Here is an 18,811-nt window from a genome sequence, read left to right as displayed (position 1 = left end):
CCACATTCACGCCCAGGAATTCATTTGTACTACCCGGCCTGCCGGGGGGACGTCTTGCGTATCGTGGGTGACTTGCACCACAGGGATCCCCAACTTCCGCACTTCGGTGAAAACCCACTGGCGGAAGGTATCCCGCAGTGACGCATCCAGGCGACTGAAGGGTTCATCCAGCAGCAAAGCCTGCGGTTGTGCCAGCAAGGCGCGAAGCAGGGCGATGCGTGAGCGTTGCCCCCCGGACAGCGATGCCGGGTCGCGATGATAAAAGCCCGACAGGTCCGCGCGCTCAAGGGCATGTTCCACTTCATCGCGTCTCGCCGTGCCTTTCAGGTCAGCGGGAAGCGCCAGCGATAAATTTTGCCCAACACTGAAATGATCAAACAGCAGGGCATCCTGGAACAGAATACCAATCTGGCGCTGCGCGGTAGGTAATGTGTCAATGCGCCGTTCGTTGAGCCATAGTTGACCGGATGCACGAAATTGAGCGGAGAGCGCACCAATCATCCACGAAAAGAGTGAAGACTTGCCGCTTCCCGAAGGCCCCATAATAGTGACAATGTCACCTTTATTGACCTGAAGGTTGACGCCCGTCAGCAGGGGAGTTGAACCCTGGTACAGGGAAACATCTTGCACTATGAGCATTAGCGGAGTCCTTGTCGAAAGCGGCCAATCCAGGCGGAAAGCGAGGCTGCGAGTGCGAAAACAACCAACGGTAACAGCAATTGCCATAGCGCCTGTGCCGCCAGAATAGCGGTGCTGCCACCGCTGCTTAATGCTACGGCTTCGGTCGTGAGTGTGGGATAACGACCTGCGCCTAACCATAATGTTGGCATGTACTGGGCAATACTGACCGAAAATCCTACCGCGAAGGCAATCAGTGCCGGGCGCAGAATCAATGGGCATTTTATCTGCCAGAAGATACGGGTTTGTGTCCAACCCAGCGTTTGCGCAATCACAATAAGGCGCGAGTCAATACGCTGCCAGGCAGGTTTAAGCACAAACAGCATCCACGGTGTTACCCACAATAAATGCCCCCAGACCACCGTGATGAACAGGCCATCCTGTTCAGCCTTTAGCGCTAGTGTATATTGCCCGGTGACCAGCGGTAACGCAGGTAAAATAATGGGCAACCAGACCCAACGATGTCCGGTTTGCGGCCCCCATTCCAGCCATATCAATAGTGTGACCAGTGCAAGTGTACTGGCCAGAACCCCCATTTGCAGGCTGTTGAACAGCGCATCTCTGTTCAGCGATGAGTATTCCGCCATCAGGAGCAGAACAACTGCGCACACAACGCCGCTGATGGGCAGAAGTTGTATCAGCGATCGTCCGGCTGTACAGGATGAGAGCTGCAGGCGTACACCACTGATTGTCGGAATTGTGCGTCGCCAGCCGCGCCAGAGCAGATAGCCCACCAGCGCAAAAATGACCAGTAACAGCACCAGCAGCAAACTGGCGAGCGCGCCTTTTGTCTGCTGGTCGGCGTCGCCCTGGCTTAACCATTGCCAGCTCAACACAGCAAGTGTTGGCGGGTTGCCGGGGCCAAGGACGATCGCGACATCCACGACGGAGAGCGACCACGCGACAATCGCCAGCATAACTTTCCCTAGCGCTGGCGCGATAGAGGGCAGTACCAACCAGTTCAGACACTGCAACCGGCTGTAACCCAGAGAGTCCAGCACGATGACCTGTTGCGACAACTGCTTTTCACTCAATAAAGCGGAAAGGATCCAGAGCAAAAAAGCGCTTTCTTTCACCGCCAATGTGATGCCCAGACCTACACCGTAGTGGTCCAACAGTGGGCTGAGAAACGGCAATATACGGTAGAGCATGCCGCCCTCGGCGAAAAGTAACAGTGTGCTGGTGGCAAAAGCAACGTGCGGAACCGCCAGTAGCCAGGGGAGGCGAGTACAAAGCCGTGCCCATCTGGCGCCGGGCCAGAATGCAAGGACGGTCAGCAGGGCGATACTGAGCGCGCCAGTGGCTGCCAGCGTGACAGAAACCAACGTCGCCAGTAACGCTTGCAGAAGTTGGGGATCGGCAAACAGCGCCAGCCAGTGTGCAATAGAAAGCGCGGGTACAATTAGCGTAAAAGCCGCAGGGACCAGCGGCAAATAGATTGCCGCCATTAAGGCCCAGAGCAGCAGAATTAATGCGTACCGTAACGGCGTAGCCATTCTTGTTCCAGTGCATTTACCCAGGCTGCGTGTGGCTCAGGCAGTACAGCGGGGAGTCCCTTCGGGATACGAGCCAGTAGCGCTTCCCGCTGTTCGACAGGTAATTTTTGTGGATCAAGCACCGAAGGATCTCCCCAGACGCTCGGGTCAGCTTTGCGCAGTTGCGCTTCAGGTGAGAGCAGGAAGTTTGCCACGATTTTCGCCCCGGCACTGGCACGCGCATTAGCGGGAAGGGTGACAAAATGCACATTGCCCAGCATGCCCTGAGAGAAGCCAAAACTATAGCTATTTTTTGGTAACTCGCCGCGGGCGATTTTTTGCTGTGCATGCGCGGGGTTAAAGGTTAACGATATCCGCAGCGTGCCGCTATTCAGCAGGGCGTCCATCCGGGCAGGCGTAGGGGGAAAGTCTTTCCCTTCGCGCCACAGTACGGGATGTAATGCATCAAGATACTGCCACAATGGGGCAGTCACCTCGGCGAACGTGGCTGTATCGGGAGCGTTTTTCAGTGCTTGTGGTTTAGCGGTGAGCGTAATCAGCAACTGTTCGAGAAAAGCGGTACCGGTAAAGTCGGGTGGGCGTGGATAGGTTACCGTGCCGGGATGCGCTCGCGCAAATTCCAGCAGTGCCTGCGCAGAGCGAGGGGGGGGTTCAGTGATATCCCGATTGGCGATAAAGGTTAACTGCGCGCCACCCCACGGAGATTCGGCGCCCTCTGTTGGAATGGCGAAGTCTTCAGTCACCGGTTGTTGGGTATCCACGTAGCGCCAGTTGGGCAAGATTTGCGCCCACTGCGTTTGCAGCAGGCCAGCGTCTTTCAGCGTGCGAAAATTCTCGCCATTGACCCACAGGAGATCAACCGAACCGCCAGCTTTACGCCCTGATGCCGCTTCGGTCTGGATGCGTTTTACCGCGTCGGCGGCATCCGCCAGACGGACAATTTTCAGGTTAATGGCGTAGTGTGTTTTCATCTCGGCGCTAACCCAGTCGAGATACTGATTAACGGCGTTATCGCCTCCCCAGGCGTTAAACCACACCGTCTGACCCCGGGCATCGTTTTTGATTTGCTGCCAGTTATCGCTCTGCGCAAAGGCCGCCAGCGGAGAGAGCAGCAAACCCAGGCACAATAAACAGTAACGCATAGTATCTCCAGTCGTTTATGGAGGCTTCAGGAATGCTTCCTGTGCCGCTCAAGATAAAGGCCTCTTGCCACTGAAATCACTACACTCAGGGCAAACAGAATAAACAACCCGGTCACGAACCAATATGTGCCGCCGGTCAGCAGGCTACCCGCCCATGAGTAAACGATAGTGGCAGGCAACTGGCCAATACCGGTGGCGATGAAAAAATGACGAAAGCGGATGGACGTCAGGCCGGCGGCGTAACTGACCGGATCGAATGGAACGAAAGGTAACAGGCGGCAGACCAGAATGGTGTGCTTGCCATAGCGCTCGAAAAAAGCGTCCATATTTTTCAGCACCGTTTTACCGGTTAATCTTTCCACCGCGCCGCGACCCAAAACGCGGGCAATAAAAAAGCAGAGTGCTGCACCCGCCATCGCACTGGTCCAGGAGAGAACTCCTCCCCAGAATGCGCCGAACAATGAGGCATTCGCAAAGGTGATCAGGAAGGCGGGAAGCGGGGCGATGATCGCCTGTAAGATCATCAGGAAGAATGATACGACCGCGGCCTGAGGCCCCCAGGAACGAATGAAATTTTCAAGAGCATGCTGATCAAGCGTGGTAAACGCAGCCAGGCTCTGCGTGAGAAAGTCTCTCACATCGGGCAGCCATGCCCATGCCATCAACGCGACTACCAACAGGGCAATGAACCCAGCCCGGCAACACTTTCTGAACTGCGTTTTATTCAGCGTTCTCATTTACCGGCAAGCTCTCGATCTGCAGAGGGGTCGACATGTTTATATCGGGCCCAGGCTTTTGCCGCCTGCACGAGGGCAAACAAGGCAATGCCTGCAATACTGAGTTTAACGATAAACGTCCAGGTGATGCCTTCGCTGGCGAGTTCGTGTGACATCAGCGTATAGATAAAGATACCTGGTAACGTGGTAATAGCTGAAATCAGAGTAAATGACCAGAACGGAATGGCAGTCAGTCCGTAAGCATAGTTTTGAATATTATAAGGAAACAGTGGAACGAGGCGGGTCAGGATCAGAAAGTCGATACCGCTATGGGCAATCCCTTTTTCGATCGCCTGAAATGTCGCCGTATGCCCGACGTGTTTCAGTAGTAATTCCCGCCCAAGCCAACGTGCCAGTAAAAATGACAATGCCGAGGAAACGGTTGCTGCCAGTAAAGAGATGAGCGTGCCAACCAGTGGGCCGAAAAGGATACCGCCGACAATCACCAGAATGCTGCCGGGTATCAGGCACAGCGCCGCAACGATAAATAGCAGAATATAAAGCGCGTAGCCGAACAGCCCGCTTTGGCGGATGACATCTTGCAAATGATGGAGATTGGTTATCAGGTCAGACAGACCAAAATAGTGGAAAACCCCAGCCAGGACGCAGAATAGCACTGCCACAATCAGCAGTCGGTATTCTGCCTTATGCGAACTTCTTTTGCATGGGGGCCTCCTGTAAATCCGTGGGCAATGATGCGTTTTCACCAGCGAAAAGTGCGCGCGAAGATATATTAAAATCCCGGTCGCAACAATGTATTACCGTCGCTTTATTGATTTTGCACAGAATATACTGACTCTCCAGGCGAGGCCCGGAGAGCGAAAAAAAGCAGATGATTAGACGCGGAATTTTGCCCACACTGGCGCGTGGTCGGACGGTTTTTCCATGCTACGGATCTCATAGTCGATACCCGTTTCTTCGCAGCGTTCCGCCAGCGGATTGGTTGCCAGCAGCAGATCAATACGCAGACCACGGTTATCGTCGAAGCCTTTCGAGCGGTAATCAAACCACGAGAACTGGTCGTTTTTATCAGGATGCGCGTGACGATAGGTGTCCACCAGCCCCCAACCTAACAGACGTTCCATCCACTCGCGCTCTTCTGGCAGGAAGGAGCATTTCCCGGTGCGCAGCCAGCGTTTGCGATTCTCTTCACCGATGCCGATATCCAGGTCGGTTGGGCTGATATTCATATCACCCATGATCAGCACCGGATTATCGCGTTTCAGCTCCGTCTCAAGATAGTTTTGTAAATTCTGATAGAACGCCGCTTTCGCCGGGAATTTGGTTTCATGGTCACGGCTTTCGCCCTGCGGGAAATAGCCGTTGATGACGGTGACGCTGCCCAACGGGGACGGAATTTCCGCCATGATGATACGACGCTGCGCCTCTTCGCCATCGTCAGGGAAGCCACGACGCACCGCAATCGGCGTTTCTTTCGTTAACAACGCGACGCCGTAATGACCTTTCTGGCCGTGATAAAAGACGTTATAACCGAGTTTAGCCACCTCTTCGAGAGGGAACATATCGTCGTGGACTTTTGTCTCCTGTAAGCCAATCACATCCGGTTGATGTTTTTCGACAATGGCTGCCAGTTGATGAGGACGGGCACGCAGGCCGTTGATATTAAAAGAGACAAATTTCATAGTCGCTGCCACTTTGTAAGGTGAATAGTGCAAGGATGGTAGCAGAATTTCCACGAGCTGACTGCTTCTTGTCACCTGATTCCAACAATGATTGCTAATGGTGTTAACGATGGAGCAAAAACTGCACCGTTTTGGCGCGAAGCGCGTCGCTATGGGGCAATAATTTCCGATAAATTTCGTATACGATCACAATTCCAGAATTATATTTGGCGACTGAATAAAATTGCGGTTTTTCCTCTATTTAGTCATCTGATACGCAAACATATTCACTTTATATGCGCATATAGTGAATATTGCTGTGTTGTAACTTGTTGATATTCCGTTCTCTGACCCCGTTTATGCACTTTTTTCGCTGGCTGGCACGAACCCTGCAATCTACATTTACACCGCAAACACTATATTTATTAACATATAAATAACCTTTTATTTACCGTTGAGGTCGCTATGTCTCTGTCAGTTACGCGTGATAATTTTGATGAATGGATGATGCCTGTCTATGCCCCGGCGCCTTTTATTCCGGTGCGTGGTGAAGGTTCACGTCTGTGGGATCAACAGGGTAAAGAGTATATCGATTTCGCGGGAGGCATTGCGGTAAACGCACTGGGGCATGCACATCCGGCATTGCGTGAGGCATTAAACGATCAGGCCAGCAAATTCTGGCATACCGGTAACGGTTACACCAACGAACCGGTATTGCGTCTGGCGAAGAAGCTTATCGACGCGACGTTTGCCGAGCGGGTCTTCTTCTGCAACTCCGGCGCAGAGGCCAACGAAGCCGCGCTAAAGCTGGCGCGTAAATTTGCCCACGATCGGTTTGGCAGCCAGAAAAGTGGCATTGTGGCATTTAAAAATGCTTTCCACGGTCGCACGCTGTTTACCGTCAGTGCCGGGGGGCAGCCCGCCTATTCACAGGATTTTGCACCACTACCGCCGGATATTCGCCACGCGGTGTATAACGATCTCGATTCTGCCAGTCAACTGATTGATGACACCACCTGTGCGGTCATCGTCGAGCCTGTACAGGGCGAAGGCGGTGTGGTGCCGGCAACCACCGCGTTTTTACAGGGGCTGCGTGAATTATGCGATCGTCATAATGCACTGCTGATTTTTGATGAGGTTCAGACCGGAGTTGGCCGTACTGGCGAGCTGTATGCCTATATGCATTACGGCGTTACGCCGGACCTGCTGACTACCGCAAAGGCGCTGGGCGGCGGTTTCCCTATCGGCGCACTGCTGGCGACAGAGCATTGCGCCAGTGTGATGACGGTGGGTACGCACGGCACAACGTACGGCGGAAATCCATTAGCCACTGCCGTGGCGGGAAAGCTGCTGGAAATTGTTAACACGCCGGAAGTGCTTAACGGAGTGAAGCAGCGACACGACTGGTTTGTGGAACGTATTAACGCCATTAACGAACGTTTTGGCCTGTTTAGCGAGATTCGAGGGCTGGGACTGCTGATCGGCTGCGTGCTGAATGCGGAATTTGCCGGGAAAGCGAAACTCATCTCGCAAGAAGCGGCCATCGCCGGGGTGATGGTACTGATTGCCGGTGCGAATGTGGTGCGTTTCGCGCCAGCGCTAAACGTCAGCCAGGAAGAGGTGGCAACCGGGCTGGATCGTTTTGCGCTGGCCTGCGAACGCATTAAAGCAGGAGGTTCATCATGATGGTGATCCGTCCCATTGAACACGAGGATATCACCGCGTTAATGCAGCTTGCCGGTAAGACTGGCGGTGGGTTGACGTCATTACCCGCAAATGAAGCCACGTTGGCGGCGCGTATTGATCGTTCGTTGAAAACCTGGCGAGGCGAGTTGCCTAAAAGCGAGCAGGGCTACGTTTTTGTCTTGGAAGACAGCGCCACCGGAACCGTGGCGGGGATTTGTGCTATTGAAGTGGCGGTAGGGCTTAACGATCCCTGGTATAACTACCGTGTTGGTACGCTGGTTCATGCTTCGAAAGAGTTGAATGTCTATAACGCATTGCCAACGCTGTTTCTCAGTAACGATCACACTGGAAGCAGTGAGCTTTGCACTCTGTTTCTCGATCCGGACTGGCGTAAAGAAGGTAACGGTTACTTGCTGTCGAAGTCGCGTTTTATGTTTATGGCGGCGTTTCGTGACCGTTTTAACGAAAAAGTCGTTGCAGAGATGCGGGGTGTCATTGATGAACACGGTTATTCACCATTCTGGCAAAGCCTTGGCAAGCGCTTTTTCTCAATGGAATTCAGCCGCGCAGATTTTCTCTGTGGCACCGGACAAAAAGCCTTTATTGCTGAGCTGATGCCTAAACACCCTATTTACACTCACTTCCTGTCGGAAGAGGCACAAAGCGTGATTGGCGAAGTGCATCCGCAAACAGCGCCAGCCCGAGCGGTGCTGGAGAAAGAAGGATTTCGCTACCGCAACTATATCGATATTTTCGACGGCGGGCCGACGCTGGAATGCGATATCGACCGGGTACGTGCTATCCGCAAAAGTCGACTGGTGGAAGTGGCTGAAGGTCAGCCTGCGTCGGGCGAATATCCTGCCTGCCTGGTTGCTAATGAAAATTACCAAAACTTCCGCGTCATGTTAGTGCGTGCCGACCCGAATACCCAACGACTGGTGCTGACGGCAGCGCAACTGGACGCCCTGAAATGCCACGCGGGTGACCATGTACGTTTTGTGCGTCTTTGTGCAGAGGAGAAAGCAGCATGACATTATGGATAAACGGTGACTGGGTGACCGGGCTGGGCGCACGTCGGGTGAAAACGAACCCGGTGAGCGGGGACGTGCTGTGGCAAGGCAATGATGCCGATGCGACTCAGGTCGCACTGGCATGCAAGGCGGCGCGGACAGCCTTTCCGGGCTGGGCGAAACAGGCTTTTGCCGCCCGCCTGGACATTGTCGAGAAATTCGCGACGCTGCTGGAGAGTAATAAAGCAGAACTGACGGCGATCATTGCACGGGAAACCGGCAAGCCGCGCTGGGAAGCTGCAACCGAGCTGACGGCGATGATCAATAAAATTGCCATCTCAGTGAAGGCGTATCACATCCGTACCGGGGAACAGCATAACGCGCTGCCAGATGGCGCTGCGACGTTACGTCATCGCCCACACGGTGTTCTGGCCGTGTTTGGCCCGTATAACTTCCCCGGTCATTTACCTAATGGTCATATCGTTCCGGCGCTGTTGGCTGGCAATACGCTGATTTTCAAGCCCAGCGAGCTGACGCCGTGGACCGGTGAGGCGGTTACCAAACTGTGGGAACAGGCGGGATTACCGCCGGGCGTATTGAACCTGGTACAGGGTGGGCGCGAAACAGGACAGGCATTGAGTGCGCTGGAAGATCTTGATGGCCTGCTGTTTACCGGTAGCGCAAATACGGGTTATCAGTTACATCGTCAGCTATCTGGCCAGCCGGAAAAGATCCTCGCGCTGGAGATGGGAGGGAACAACCCGCTGATTATCGAGAACCCCGAAGATATTGATGCGGCGGTACATCTGACTATTCAGTCAGCGTTTGTTACAGCCGGGCAACGGTGTACCTGTGCCCGTCGTCTGCTGGTTAAAAAAGGGGCGCAGGGCGATGCGTTTCTGGCGCGGCTGGTGGATGTCAGCCAGCGTTTGATGCCCGGCAACTGGGATGCACAACCGCAGCCGTTTATTGGCGGGCTTATTTCTGAACAGGCCGCGCAACATGTTTGTGACGCCTGGAAACGCCTTGAAGCGCAGGGAGGACGAACCCTGCTGGCACCACGCCAGGTACAAGCGGGGACTTCACTGTTGACCCCTGGCATTATTGAGCTAACCGGCGTGGCGAATGTCGCGGATGAAGAGGTCTTCGGCCCGCTGCTCGGTGTCTGGCGTTATGACAGCTTTGATGATGCGATTCGCATGGCCAACAATACCCGCTTTGGTTTGTCGTGCGGACTGGTTTCACCGGATCGCAATCAGTTTGACCAATTGCTACTGGAAGCTCGTGCGGGCATCGTCAACTGGAATAAGCCGCTAACCGGCGCGGCAAGCACTGCGCCGTTTGGTGGGATTGGTGCCTCAGGCAACCATCGCGCCAGTGCGTGGTATGCCGCAGATTATTGCGCCTGGCCGATGGCGAGCCTGGAATCTCCGACCCTGACGCTGCCGACAGCGCTTAGCCCAGGACTCGATTTTTCATGCGAGGATAAGCCATGAAAGCGCGCGAAGTAAATTTCGACGGTCTGGTGGGACTGACACACCATTATGCGGGGTTGTCATTTGGCAATGAGGCCTCAACCCGACACCGTTTTCAGGTCTCGAATCCCCGTCTGGCGGCGAAACAGGGCTTATTGAAGATGAAGGCGTTGGCCGATGCCGGATTCCCGCAGGCGGTGATCCCACCTCACGAGCGCCCCTATATTCCCGTGCTGCGCCAGTTGGGATTTAGCGGCAGTGACGAACAGGTACTGGAAAAGGTGGCACGTCAGGCACCTCACTGGCTTTCCAGTGCCAGTTCCGCTTCGCCGATGTGGGTGGCGAATGCGGCAACGGTCTGTCCTTCGGCAGATTCGCTGGACGGGAAAGTGCATCTGGCGGTAGCGAATCTGAATAACAAGTTTCACCGTTCGCTGGAGGCTCCGACCACAGAAGCGTTGCTAAGCGCGATTTTCCGTGATGAGAGCCGCTTTACGGTTCATAGTGCATTGCCACAGGTTGCGTTACTGGGTGATGAAGGCGCGGCAAACCATAACCGTCTCGGTGGTGATTATGGTGATCCCGGCGTACAGGTGTTTGTCTATGGTCGTGAAGAGGGCAACGGCGCGCATCCGAAGCATTATCCGGCGAGGCAATCACGTGAGGCCAGCGAGGCTGTTGCGCGCCTGAATCAGGTGAACCCTCATCAGATTATCTTTGCTCAACAAAACCCGGATGTTATCGATCTTGGTGTGTTTCATAACGATGTTATTGCGGTATCAAATCGTCAGGTGCTGTTTTGTCATGAATTGGCGTTTGCCAACCAGCAGGCTTTGTTACAGCAGTTGCATAGCCAGGTGGCGGGATTTACGGCGCTGGAAGTTCCCCTGGCGGAAGTGTCAGTGCAGGATGCCGTGGCAACATATCTGTTTAACAGCCAGCTACTCAGTCGTGATGACGGTTCAATGATGTTGGTCTTGCCGCAGGAATGCCGGGAGCATGCAGGGGTATGGCATTATTTAAACCGTCTGCTTGAAGATGACAACCCGATTGACGATCTACGGGTATTCGATCTGCGCGAAAGCATGTCCAACGGTGGTGGCCCGGCGTGTCTGCGCCTTCGGGTCGTGTTAACCCCACAGGAGCAACAGGCGGTGAACCCGGCGGTTCTCATGAACGATGCGCTGTTTAACACGCTGAATAACTGGGTTGATCGTTACTATCGCGATCGCCTTACCGCCGCCGATCTTGCCGACCCGCAGTTGCTGCGCGAAGGGCGTGAAGCATTGGATACGTTGACACAATTACTCAACCTCGGTTCGGTGTATCCCTTCCAGCAGGAGCGTGCACGCCATGGATAATTTCCTTGCGCTGACGCTTGCGGGGGATTCGCCAGATGCCACCCGGGGGAAAGCTCATGGTTTTGACTGGCAATGGATTGGGCATGGCATGCTGGAGCTGACGCCGGTTGTTCCGGTTGAGCGTTCGCTGGTTTTGTCTGCAGGCATTCATGGTAATGAAACCGCACCAGTAGAAATACTGGATACATTGTTGTCCGGATTGTTTAGCGGCACGCTGCCGCTGACATGGCGGCTATTGCTGATCCTGGGCAATCCGCAGGCGTTAGCTGCGGGCAAACGCTATTGTCATAGCGATCTGAACCGTATGTTTGGTGGCCGCTGGCAGCTCTTCGATGAGAGCGGTGAAACACGGCGTGCCCGCGAGCTTGAGCTGAGTCTGGAAGATTTTTACGCGCGGGCAAAGGTACCTGTTCGCTGGCATCTCGATCTCCACACGGCTATTCGCGGGTCACGTCATTTGCGTTTTGGCGTGCTACCGCAGCGTGATGTGGCATGGGATGAGGCGTTTCTTCACTGGTTGGGGGATGCGGGGCTGGAGGCTCTGGTTTTCCACCAGGCGCCAGGCGGAACGTTTACCCATTTTAGTGGAGAGCATTTTGGTGCGTTGGCCTGCACGCTGGAGCTGGGCAAGGCGCTGCCGTTTGGGCAAAACAACCTGTCACAGTTTGCTCACACTGCGCAGGCGCTGGCAATGTTGTTGACAGGCAGACCCGTAGCGGCAGTTGAAACACCGCCGCTACGCTATCGCGTGGTGGCGCAAATTACACGGCGCAGCGACGATTTCATTCTCTACATGGACAACCAGACGCTGAACTTTACCGCATTTAAAGAGGGAACCGTGCTGGCTCAGGATGGTGATGAACGTTTTATCGTCACCCATAACGTTGAATATGTTCTCTTTCCTAATCCAAATGTGGCCTGTGGTTTACGCGCGGGACTGATGCTGGAAAGGTTGTAAAAGATATATCCGCCCTTGGGTTAATCTCTAAGGGCTTATTTTTGCGTGCTGTTTGTATTTATTACGGATTATTCCTGGTAAGCTGCTTTCTTAATAACCAGAGTTCAGGTATAGTTCTTCATAATCCTTTCAAAATCATTATGTTGTAATTTTTTATTTCAACTCTCCGCAATTTATTCTTTTTTTCTTCATAATTGATGAAAGTTTGTTTTTTACACTTTCATTGTTTTACCGTTGCTCTGATTAATTGACGCTTAAGCCGGTAAAGTTAATCCCGTCAACACGACATCACATTGCATAAGCATCGCATGAATGTCGTAAGAATAACTGAAAGGAAGGATAGAAATTATGCGTAAATTGACTGCTCTGTTTGTTGCCTCTACCCTGGCGCTGGGCGCTGCAAACCTGGCTCATGCCGCTGATGCTACCACAGCAGCTCCGGCAGATGCCAAACCGATGATGCACCACAACGGTAAGTTTGCCCCGCATCATGACATGATGTTTAAAGACCTGAACCTGACCGATGCACAGAAGCAGCAGATCCGCGACATCATGAAAGGTCAGCGCGATCAGATGAAACGTCCTCCGCTGGAAGAACGTCGTGCAATGCACGATATCATCGCCAGCGATAGCTTCGATAAAGCGAAAGCTGAAGCGCAGATTGCGAAAATGGAAGAGCAGCGCAAAGCTAACATGCTGGCGCATATGGAAACGCAGAACAAAATTTACAACATTCTGACCCCGGAACAGAAAAAGCAGTTTAATGCCAATTTTGAGAAGCGTCTGACAGAACGAGCTGAACAGAAAGGTAAAATGCCACAGGCTGCCGAATAATCGGTAGGCGTCTATACTCAATCATTCACGCTGTGTCGGAGCAGATTGCCCCGGACAGCGTGAAAAAAAACTCAAGACCGCCGGCCTTGTCCACAACACGTTTAACGATGTGGGCAGGATCGGCGGTTTTTTCTTTCCTACCTATTGCACAGCGCTTCGGACACGTTATGCTCCTGAGGCCCGCGAAAATACCACCTGGATCAGCGCGTTAAACTTTTTAGCAAAACGCCATGGTCATCGCTAAGGCAAATCAACTCTGCTGCCGATAACAACGAACAGGGTGAATGATAACAATGATGATTTGGCTGCCTGATGACGGCATGTCGGCGCACAGTGCCTTTCTGGAGGGATGATGGAGTACTTTGATATCCGCAAAATGCCGGTTAATCTCTGGCGTAATGGTGCGGGAGAAACGCGTGAAATATGTTGTTTTCCGCCAGCAACGCGCGACTTTCACTGGCGGGCGAGTATTGCCTCCATTGCTGCGAACGGCGAATTTTCACTCTTCCCCGGAGTTGAGCGCGTTATTACGCTGCTCGAAGGGGGAGAAGTCACGCTGGAAGGCGCTAACACGCTACCGCATATCCTAAAACAGCATCAGCCTTTTACTTTCGCCGGCGACCGCGTGGTAAAAGCGAAGCTGACGGCAGGGCAGATGTCGATGGATTTTAATATCATGACCCGTCGGGATGTTTGCCAGGCTAAAGTTCGTGTGGCTGACCGGACGTTTACGACCTTTGGTTCGCGTGGCGGCGTGGTATTTGTTATTAGCGGAGCCTGGCAACTGGGGGATAAGTTGCTGACGGCTGACCAGGGGGCGTGCTGGCATGACGGTAAGCATACGTTGCGACTGTTGGAGCGCGAGGGGAAGTTGTTGTTTAGTGAGATTAACTGGAAGCCAGGTTTTTCGCCTGATTCGGTGCAATGACGTCGTTTGAGCCGGATAAACCATTTTGTGGTTATCCGGCACGGGTAAATCAGCGAATTACGATTTTTTCCAGAAGTCGTCAAACACCGTAATCGGTGGGCGACGTTTGTGTTCCGTCTTCACGTACCAGCCTTCAATTTTCTTCGCAACGTCGGCATCCAACGTTTTTCCTTCCAGATAATCGTCAATGTTGTCGTAGGTAACGCCTAATGCGGCTTCATCTGGCAGAGAGGGACGATCGTCTTCGAGGTCGGCGGTTGGCGCTTTCTTGTATAAATGCTCAGGGCAACCCAATGCTGCAAGAAGCTGCTTACCCTGACGCTTGTTGAGGCGGAATATTGGGTTAATGTCAGTACCGCCATCGCCATATTTGGTAAAGAATCCGGTAATGGCCTCTGCGGCGTGATCGGTACCCACGACAACACCGCTGGTCATTCCGGCGATACTGTATTGTGCCTTCATACGCTCGCGGGCTTTTTCATTGCCGCGCACAAAATCGCTCAGTTCAATACCTGCTTCACGCAATGCCTGCTCGCTGGCTAATACCGCGCCTTTGATGTTGACGGTGAGTACACGGTCAGGTTGTATGAACGCTATCGCGTCCTGACAGTCCTGTTCATCGGCCTGCACACCATAAGGCAGGCGCACGGCAATAAACTGCAAAGCATCGTTACCCGTTTCCACACGTAACTCGGAAATCGCCATTTGGCATAACTTTCCGGCCAGGGTTGAGTCCTGCCCGCCGCTAATCCCTAACACCAGTGATTTAAGGAAAGGGTAGGTTTTGAGGTACGATTTCAGAAAATCCACGCTGCGGCGAATTTCCTCTTCTGCATTAATATGTGGCTTGGCGCCAAGTGCCCGGATTATCTCTTGCTGCAGAGTCATTTAACCCCCTGTGAAAAATGAAATGATCAAAAATAACGATGTGTTAAAGCTAACGCGTTGACGTCCAAACGACAAGGGATGCAGCCGGATATAACATCATTTTGTTTTGATAGAATTTTCTGAAATGACCCGAGTAGCAACTGACAGCTTGAAAAATGCGTTGTTGTGCTCCAGGCTTATATAACACGCTGAAAAACAAGAGGACGGAATATGAACAAGAATCTAACAGGAATTCTGAGTGCAGCGGCGGTATTGACTATGCTGGCAGGCTGTACGGCTTACGATCGTACCAAAGACCAATTTGTGCAGCCCGTGGTGAAAGATGTGAAGAAAGGGATGAGCCGGGCGCAAGTGGCGCAGATTGCCGGCAAGCCCTCATCTGAAGTCAGCATGATCCATGCGCGTGGTACATGTCAGACCTACATCCTGGGTCAACGAGATGGTAAAGCAGAGACCTATTTTGTTGCATTAGATGATACTGGGCACGTGATTAATTCCGGCTACCAGACCTGTGCGGAGTACGACACCGACCCGCAGGCAGTGAAGAAGTAACAACTGTTTATTGCCTGAGCACTCTGACGAACCGGCCGCTGTGCCGGTTTTTTTGTGCCATGCGATCTTATTTATTGTCGCGAATTATTTGCCCGAAGTGTGAGGGGTGTCATAACCACAGGTCAAGGAGAGACAATTTAGTTAGTCAAGGAAATACCATCCACCGGTGCAATCCCGTATACTCATTTCAGCCACCTAAAAAAGTAATTTAGCTGACGCAAGTTACCCAGAGCATGGATGCAGGTTATGGCTTGCGGAGTGTCTGGTACACAGATAATCGCACATGAGGATCGTTTTAATGGAAAAGAAACACATTTATCTGTTTTGTTCTGCGGGCATGTCGACTTCTTTGTTGGTCTCGAAGATGCGTGCTCAGGCTGAAAAATACGAAGTGCCGGTTATCATTGAAGCGTTTCCCGAAACGCTGGCCGGAGAAAAAGGCCCAGTAGCCGATGTTGTGTTATTAGGTCCACAGATTGCTTATATGTTGCCCGAAATTCAGCGTTTGTTACCCAACAAACCTGTAGAAGTGATTGACTCGCTGTTGTATGGCAAAGTCGATGGTTTAGGCGTGCTTAAGGCTGCAGTTGCAGCAATTAAAAAAGCCGCAGCAAATTAATTATTTTAAATTTTCCCGTCAAAGAGTTATTTCATTAACATTCACCGCAATCGTTAATTGCGGTATTTAAGGGTATTTTTCTATGAGTAACGCTATTGCTTCACTTGAAAAGGTACTCCTTCCTTTTGCTGTAAAAATTGGAAAGCAGCCACACGTTAATGCAATCAAAAACGGTTTTATTCGTTTAATGCCGTTAACCCTCGCAGGGGCTATGTTTGTATTAATCAATAACGTTTTCCTGAGCTTTGGGGAGGGGTCGTTTTTTTATTCCATGGGCATTCGACTTGATGCTTCAACTATTGAAACACTAAATAGTTTAAAAGGCATTGGTGGGAACGTCTATAACGGTACGCTGGGTATTATGTCATTGATGGCGCCATTCTTTATCGGTATGGCGTTGGCGGAAGAACGCAAAGTCGATGCGCTGGCTGCTGGTTTATTATCTGTCGCCGCATTTATGACAGTCACACCATACAGCGTGGGAGAAGCCTATGCCGTGGGTGCTAACTGGCTGGGCGGTGCGAACATTATTTCCGGTATTATTATCGGCCTGGTGGTCGCGGAAATGTTCACCTTCGTCGTGCATCGTAATTGGGTTATTAAATTACCTGATAGCGTTCCGGCCTCTGTTTCTCGCTCCTTCTCTGCACTGATTCCTGGCTTCATTATCCTCTCTATTATGGGGATCATCGCCTGGGCGTTGAACACCTGGGGAACGAACTTCCACCAGATCATCATGGATTCCATTTCGACTCCGCTGGCGTCACTGGGTAGCGTGGTGGGTTGGGCGTACGTGATTTTTGTTCCGCTGTTGTGGTTCTTTGGTATTCACGGTTCTTTGGCACTGACTGCACTGGACAGCGGTATCATGACCCCCTGGGCGCTGGAAAACATCTCTATCTACCAACAGTTTGGTTCCGTAGACGCGGCACTGGAAGCCGGTAAGACGTTCCACGTCTGGGCGAAGCCGATGCTGGACTCCTATATTTTCCTGGGAGGGAGTGGGGCAACGCTGGGTCTGATTATTGCTATCTTCCTGGCTTCTCGACGCGCTGATTATCGTCAGGTAGCAAAACTGGCACTGCCATCAGGTCTGTTCCAGATTAACGAACCCATTCTGTTCGGTCTGCCGATTATCATGAACCCGGTTATGTTTATTCCATTCATCCTGGTTCAGCCGATTCTGGCAGCGATTACCCTGGCCGCTTATTACACAGGCATTATTCCACCGATTACCAACATTGCACCGTGGACTATGCCAACCGGGTTGGGCGCATTCTTTAACACCAACGGTAGCGTCGCTGCTCTGCTGGTCGCGTTGTTTAACCTTGGTATCGCAACGCTGGTGTACCTGCCATTCGTGGTCGTCGCCAACAAAGCTCAGAACGTAATTGATAAAGAAGAAAGCGAAGAAGATATCGCTAACGCATTGAAATTCTAAATTTAATCCGGCATGGCTATGCGGCCATGCCGGACTGAACCAGAGGAAAAGAGTATGTTAGATATCGAAAATATCGTCGACACGCAGTCAGAAGCAGAAGAGCTTGAAGAAGTGGTGATGGGGCTCATCATCAACTCGGGTCAGGCACGTAGTCTGGCGTACGGCGCGCTCAAATTGGCCAAACAGGGTGATTTTGAGTCAGCGAAGACCATGATGGAACAGTCTCGCATGGCGCTGAACGAAGCACACCTTGTCCAGACCAAACTGATTGAAGGCGATCAGGGTGAAGGTAAAATGAAAGTCAGCCTGGTGCTGGTCCATGCGCAGGACCACCTGATGACGTCGATGCTGGCACGTGAACTGGTGGCAGAACTGATTGAGCTTCACGAGAAGCTGAAATAGCGAGGAGTGTATAATGCAGCTACAGATTAACGCACCGGAAATCAAAACCGTCTATGAGCAGCAGCTTTTTAATGGCAAAAATTTTCATGTGTTCATCTATAACAAAACTGAGAGCATCAGTGGGCTGCATCAGCATGATTACTACGAATTTACCCTTGTATTAACTGGACGTTACTATCAGGAAATCAACGGTAAGCGTGTACTGCTTGAGCGCGGAGACTTTGTCTTTATCCCGTTGGGATCGCACCACCAAAGTTTCTATGATTTCGGCGCGACGCGAATTCTTAACGTTGGTATCAGTAAACGTTTTTTTGAACAACACTACCACCCGTTGCTGCCATTTTGTTTCGTTGCATCGCAGGTGTATCGGGCGAACAGCTCGTTCCTTACCTACATCGAAACGGTTATAGCATCACTGAATTTTCGTGAAAGCGGACTGGATGAATTTGTAGAAGTGGTCACCTTCTATATTATTAATCGGTTACGCCATCACCGGGAAGAGCAGGTGCTGGATGATATTCCACAGTGGCTTAAAACTACAGTGGAAAGCATGCATGACAAAAGGCAGTTCAGCGAAAATGCGCTGGAAAATATGGTACACCTGTCCGCGAAATCCCAGGAGTATCTGACCCGTGCAACTCAGCGTTATTACAGTAAAACGCCAATGCAGATTATTAATGAAATCCGCATTAATTTTGCTAAAAAACAGCTGGAAATGACTAACTATTCTGTAACTGATATTGCCTATGAGTCTGGTTACAGTAGTCCGAGCCTGTTTATTAAAACGTTTAAAAAGCTGACGTCGTTTACACCTAATAGCTACCGTAAGAAATTAACTGAATTTAATCAGTAAATATTATTTGCCAATAAACCATTTTTTATCGCTTGCCCAAAATAGCGTCGGGACAGCCACGCTATACCTGACGAATGGGTTGAGCATAAT

19 protein-coding genes are annotated in these 18,811 nt (G+C 51.9%); 12 read left to right on the top strand and 7 right to left on the bottom strand.

The genetic code is table 11. The features are described 5' to 3' along the window. Positions 1-6: 6 nt before the first annotated feature. The 6 genes from I6L54_RS15175 to xthA all read right to left on the bottom strand — a co-directional run bounded on the left by I6L54_RS15175 (position 7) and on the right by xthA (position 5,735). Entirely contained in the window at positions 7-639 is a 633-nt protein-coding gene (locus tag I6L54_RS15175; RefSeq protein ID WP_040233668.1) for an ATP-binding cassette domain-containing protein, read from the bottom strand. Next, positions 639-2,174, bottom strand: a complete 1,536-nt coding sequence (locus I6L54_RS15170) for an ABC transporter permease family protein (protein ID WP_005120815.1) — start codon at positions 2,172-2,174, stop codon at positions 639-641. The genes I6L54_RS15175 and I6L54_RS15170 overlap by 1 nt, the downstream gene beginning before the upstream one ends. Beyond that, a complete protein-coding gene (locus I6L54_RS15165; RefSeq protein WP_040233669.1) occupies positions 2,147-3,316 on the bottom strand; it encodes an ABC transporter substrate-binding protein in 1,170 nt (389 codons plus the stop codon). Before I6L54_RS15165 ends, I6L54_RS15170 begins: the two co-directional genes overlap by 28 nt. Positions 3,317-3,342: 26 nt before the next feature. Next, positions 3,343-4,053: a TVP38/TMEM64 family protein gene (locus tag I6L54_RS15160; protein ID WP_040233671.1), complete on the bottom strand. Its 711-nt coding sequence runs from the start codon at positions 4,051-4,053 to the stop codon at positions 3,343-3,345. Continuing rightward, the gene (locus I6L54_RS15155) at positions 4,050-4,709 is read right to left on the bottom strand and encodes a TVP38/TMEM64 family protein (RefSeq protein WP_005120812.1); all 660 of its coding nucleotides are present in this window, start codon (positions 4,707-4,709) and stop codon (positions 4,050-4,052) included. Before I6L54_RS15155 ends, I6L54_RS15160 begins: the two co-directional genes overlap by 4 nt. A gap of 219 nt (positions 4,710-4,928) precedes the next feature. Then, positions 4,929-5,735 carry an exodeoxyribonuclease III gene (gene xthA, locus I6L54_RS15150; protein ID WP_005120811.1) on the bottom strand — a complete coding sequence of 269 codons (807 nt, stop codon included), beginning with the start codon at positions 5,733-5,735 and terminating at the stop codon, positions 4,929-4,931. A gap of 444 nt (positions 5,736-6,179) precedes the next feature. Here xthA and astC point away from each other — a divergent pair, with 444 nt between their 5' ends. The 7 genes from astC (at position 6,180) to ves (ending at position 13,966) form a co-directional block, all read left to right on the top strand. Beyond that, positions 6,180-7,400 carry a succinylornithine/acetylornithine transaminase gene (gene astC / locus I6L54_RS15145; protein WP_005120810.1) on the top strand — a complete coding sequence of 407 codons (1,221 nt, stop codon included), beginning with the start codon at positions 6,180-6,182 and terminating at the stop codon, positions 7,398-7,400. Then, the gene (gene astA / locus I6L54_RS15140) at positions 7,397-8,431 is read left to right on the top strand and encodes an arginine N-succinyltransferase (RefSeq protein WP_005120809.1); all 1,035 of its coding nucleotides are present in this window, start codon (positions 7,397-7,399) and stop codon (positions 8,429-8,431) included. Before astC ends, astA begins: the two co-directional genes overlap by 4 nt. Further along, on the top strand, positions 8,428-9,906 hold the full coding sequence (gene astD, locus I6L54_RS15135; protein WP_040233673.1) for a succinylglutamate-semialdehyde dehydrogenase: 1,479 nt from the start codon (positions 8,428-8,430) through the stop codon (positions 9,904-9,906). The genes astA and astD overlap by 4 nt, the downstream gene beginning before the upstream one ends. After that, positions 9,903-11,246 carry an N-succinylarginine dihydrolase gene (gene astB / locus I6L54_RS15130; protein WP_040233675.1) on the top strand — a complete coding sequence of 448 codons (1,344 nt, stop codon included), beginning with the start codon at positions 9,903-9,905 and terminating at the stop codon, positions 11,244-11,246. The genes astD and astB overlap by 4 nt, the downstream gene beginning before the upstream one ends. Next, entirely contained in the window at positions 11,239-12,204 is a 966-nt protein-coding gene (gene astE, locus I6L54_RS15125) for a succinylglutamate desuccinylase (protein WP_040233677.1), read from the top strand. Before astB ends, astE begins: the two co-directional genes overlap by 8 nt. 348 nt (positions 12,205-12,552) lie before the next feature. Beyond that, positions 12,553-13,038 (top strand): ATP-independent periplasmic protein-refolding chaperone Spy, encoded by a 486-nt coding sequence (spy, locus tag I6L54_RS15120; RefSeq protein WP_005120805.1) that lies wholly within the window; start codon positions 12,553-12,555, stop codon positions 13,036-13,038. A 352-nt stretch (positions 13,039-13,390) separates the two neighbouring features. Next, the gene (ves, locus tag I6L54_RS15115; protein WP_005120804.1) at positions 13,391-13,966 is read left to right on the top strand and encodes an environmental stress-induced protein Ves; all 576 of its coding nucleotides are present in this window, start codon (positions 13,391-13,393) and stop codon (positions 13,964-13,966) included. A 57-nt stretch (positions 13,967-14,023) separates the two neighbouring features. Here ves and nadE read toward each other — a convergent pair whose 3' ends face one another. Continuing rightward, positions 14,024-14,854, bottom strand: coding sequence for an NAD(+) synthase (gene nadE, locus I6L54_RS15110; protein ID WP_005120803.1), 831 nt, complete (start codon positions 14,852-14,854; stop codon positions 14,024-14,026). Between the two features lie 210 nt (positions 14,855-15,064). Between nadE and osmE the strand changes: the two genes are divergently transcribed. The 5 genes from osmE to chbR all read left to right on the top strand — a co-directional run bounded on the left by osmE (position 15,065) and on the right by chbR (position 18,721). Next, a complete protein-coding gene (gene osmE, locus I6L54_RS15105; RefSeq protein ID WP_040233678.1) occupies positions 15,065-15,406 on the top strand; it encodes an osmotically-inducible lipoprotein OsmE in 342 nt (113 codons plus the stop codon). Between the two features lie 298 nt (positions 15,407-15,704). Next, positions 15,705-16,025, top strand: a complete 321-nt coding sequence (gene chbB / locus I6L54_RS15100) for a PTS N,N'-diacetylchitobiose transporter subunit IIB (protein ID WP_003832547.1) — start codon at positions 15,705-15,707, stop codon at positions 16,023-16,025. 82 nt (positions 16,026-16,107) lie between these two features. Beyond that, positions 16,108-17,466 (top strand): PTS N,N'-diacetylchitobiose transporter subunit IIC, encoded by a 1,359-nt coding sequence (gene chbC, locus I6L54_RS15095; RefSeq protein WP_040233680.1) that lies wholly within the window; start codon positions 16,108-16,110, stop codon positions 17,464-17,466. A gap of 54 nt (positions 17,467-17,520) precedes the next feature. Beyond that, on the top strand, positions 17,521-17,868 hold the full coding sequence (gene chbA, locus I6L54_RS15090; protein WP_005120800.1) for a PTS N,N'-diacetylchitobiose transporter subunit IIA: 348 nt from the start codon (positions 17,521-17,523) through the stop codon (positions 17,866-17,868). Positions 17,869-17,878: 10 nt separating this feature from the next. After that, positions 17,879-18,721 carry a transcriptional regulator ChbR gene (gene chbR / locus I6L54_RS15085; protein ID WP_137378467.1) on the top strand — a complete coding sequence of 281 codons (843 nt, stop codon included), beginning with the start codon at positions 17,879-17,881 and terminating at the stop codon, positions 18,719-18,721. Positions 18,722-18,811 lie beyond the last annotated feature (90 nt).

The sequence above is a fragment of the Citrobacter pasteurii genome, from assembly GCF_019047765.1.
Lineage (GTDB): Bacteria > Pseudomonadota > Gammaproteobacteria > Enterobacterales > Enterobacteriaceae > Citrobacter > Citrobacter pasteurii.
Note: the sequence above shows the minus strand (reverse complement) of the source record. Positions and strands in the feature narration are given on the sequence as shown.

What these genes read in the sequence shown, in the direction of transcription:
- xthA (WP_005120811.1), bottom strand. Translation starts at nt 5,735, where the DNA reads ATGAAATTTGTCTCTTTTAATATCAACGGCCTGCGTGCCCGTCCTCAT.
- osmE (WP_040233678.1), top strand. Translation starts at nt 15,065, where the DNA reads ATGAACAAGAATCTAACAGGAATTCTGAGTGCAGCGGCGGTATTGACT.
- ves (WP_005120804.1), top strand. Translation starts at nt 13,391, where the DNA reads ATGGAGTACTTTGATATCCGCAAAATGCCGGTTAATCTCTGGCGTAAT.
- I6L54_RS15170 (WP_005120815.1), bottom strand. Translation starts at nt 2,174, where the DNA reads ATGGCTACGCCGTTACGGTACGCATTAATTCTGCTGCTCTGGGCCTTA.
- astE (WP_040233677.1), top strand. Translation starts at nt 11,239, where the DNA reads ATGGATAATTTCCTTGCGCTGACGCTTGCGGGGGATTCGCCAGATGCC.
- astB (WP_040233675.1), top strand. Translation starts at nt 9,903, where the DNA reads ATGAAAGCGCGCGAAGTAAATTTCGACGGTCTGGTGGGACTGACACAC.
- chbA (WP_005120800.1), top strand. Translation starts at nt 17,521, where the DNA reads ATGTTAGATATCGAAAATATCGTCGACACGCAGTCAGAAGCAGAAGAG.
- chbC (WP_040233680.1), top strand. Translation starts at nt 16,108, where the DNA reads ATGAGTAACGCTATTGCTTCACTTGAAAAGGTACTCCTTCCTTTTGCT.
- I6L54_RS15165 (WP_040233669.1), bottom strand. Translation starts at nt 3,316, where the DNA reads ATGCGTTACTGTTTATTGTGCCTGGGTTTGCTGCTCTCTCCGCTGGCG.
- nadE (WP_005120803.1), bottom strand. Translation starts at nt 14,854, where the DNA reads ATGACTCTGCAGCAAGAGATAATCCGGGCACTTGGCGCCAAGCCACAT.
- astC (WP_005120810.1), top strand. Translation starts at nt 6,180, where the DNA reads ATGTCTCTGTCAGTTACGCGTGATAATTTTGATGAATGGATGATGCCT.
- astA (WP_005120809.1), top strand. Translation starts at nt 7,397, where the DNA reads ATGATGGTGATCCGTCCCATTGAACACGAGGATATCACCGCGTTAATG.
- astD (WP_040233673.1), top strand. Translation starts at nt 8,428, where the DNA reads ATGACATTATGGATAAACGGTGACTGGGTGACCGGGCTGGGCGCACGT.
- spy (WP_005120805.1), top strand. Translation starts at nt 12,553, where the DNA reads ATGCGTAAATTGACTGCTCTGTTTGTTGCCTCTACCCTGGCGCTGGGC.
- I6L54_RS15160 (WP_040233671.1), bottom strand. Translation starts at nt 4,053, where the DNA reads ATGAGAACGCTGAATAAAACGCAGTTCAGAAAGTGTTGCCGGGCTGGG.
- chbB (WP_003832547.1), top strand. Translation starts at nt 15,705, where the DNA reads ATGGAAAAGAAACACATTTATCTGTTTTGTTCTGCGGGCATGTCGACT.
- I6L54_RS15175 (WP_040233668.1), bottom strand. Translation starts at nt 639, where the DNA reads ATGCTCATAGTGCAAGATGTTTCCCTGTACCAGGGTTCAACTCCCCTG.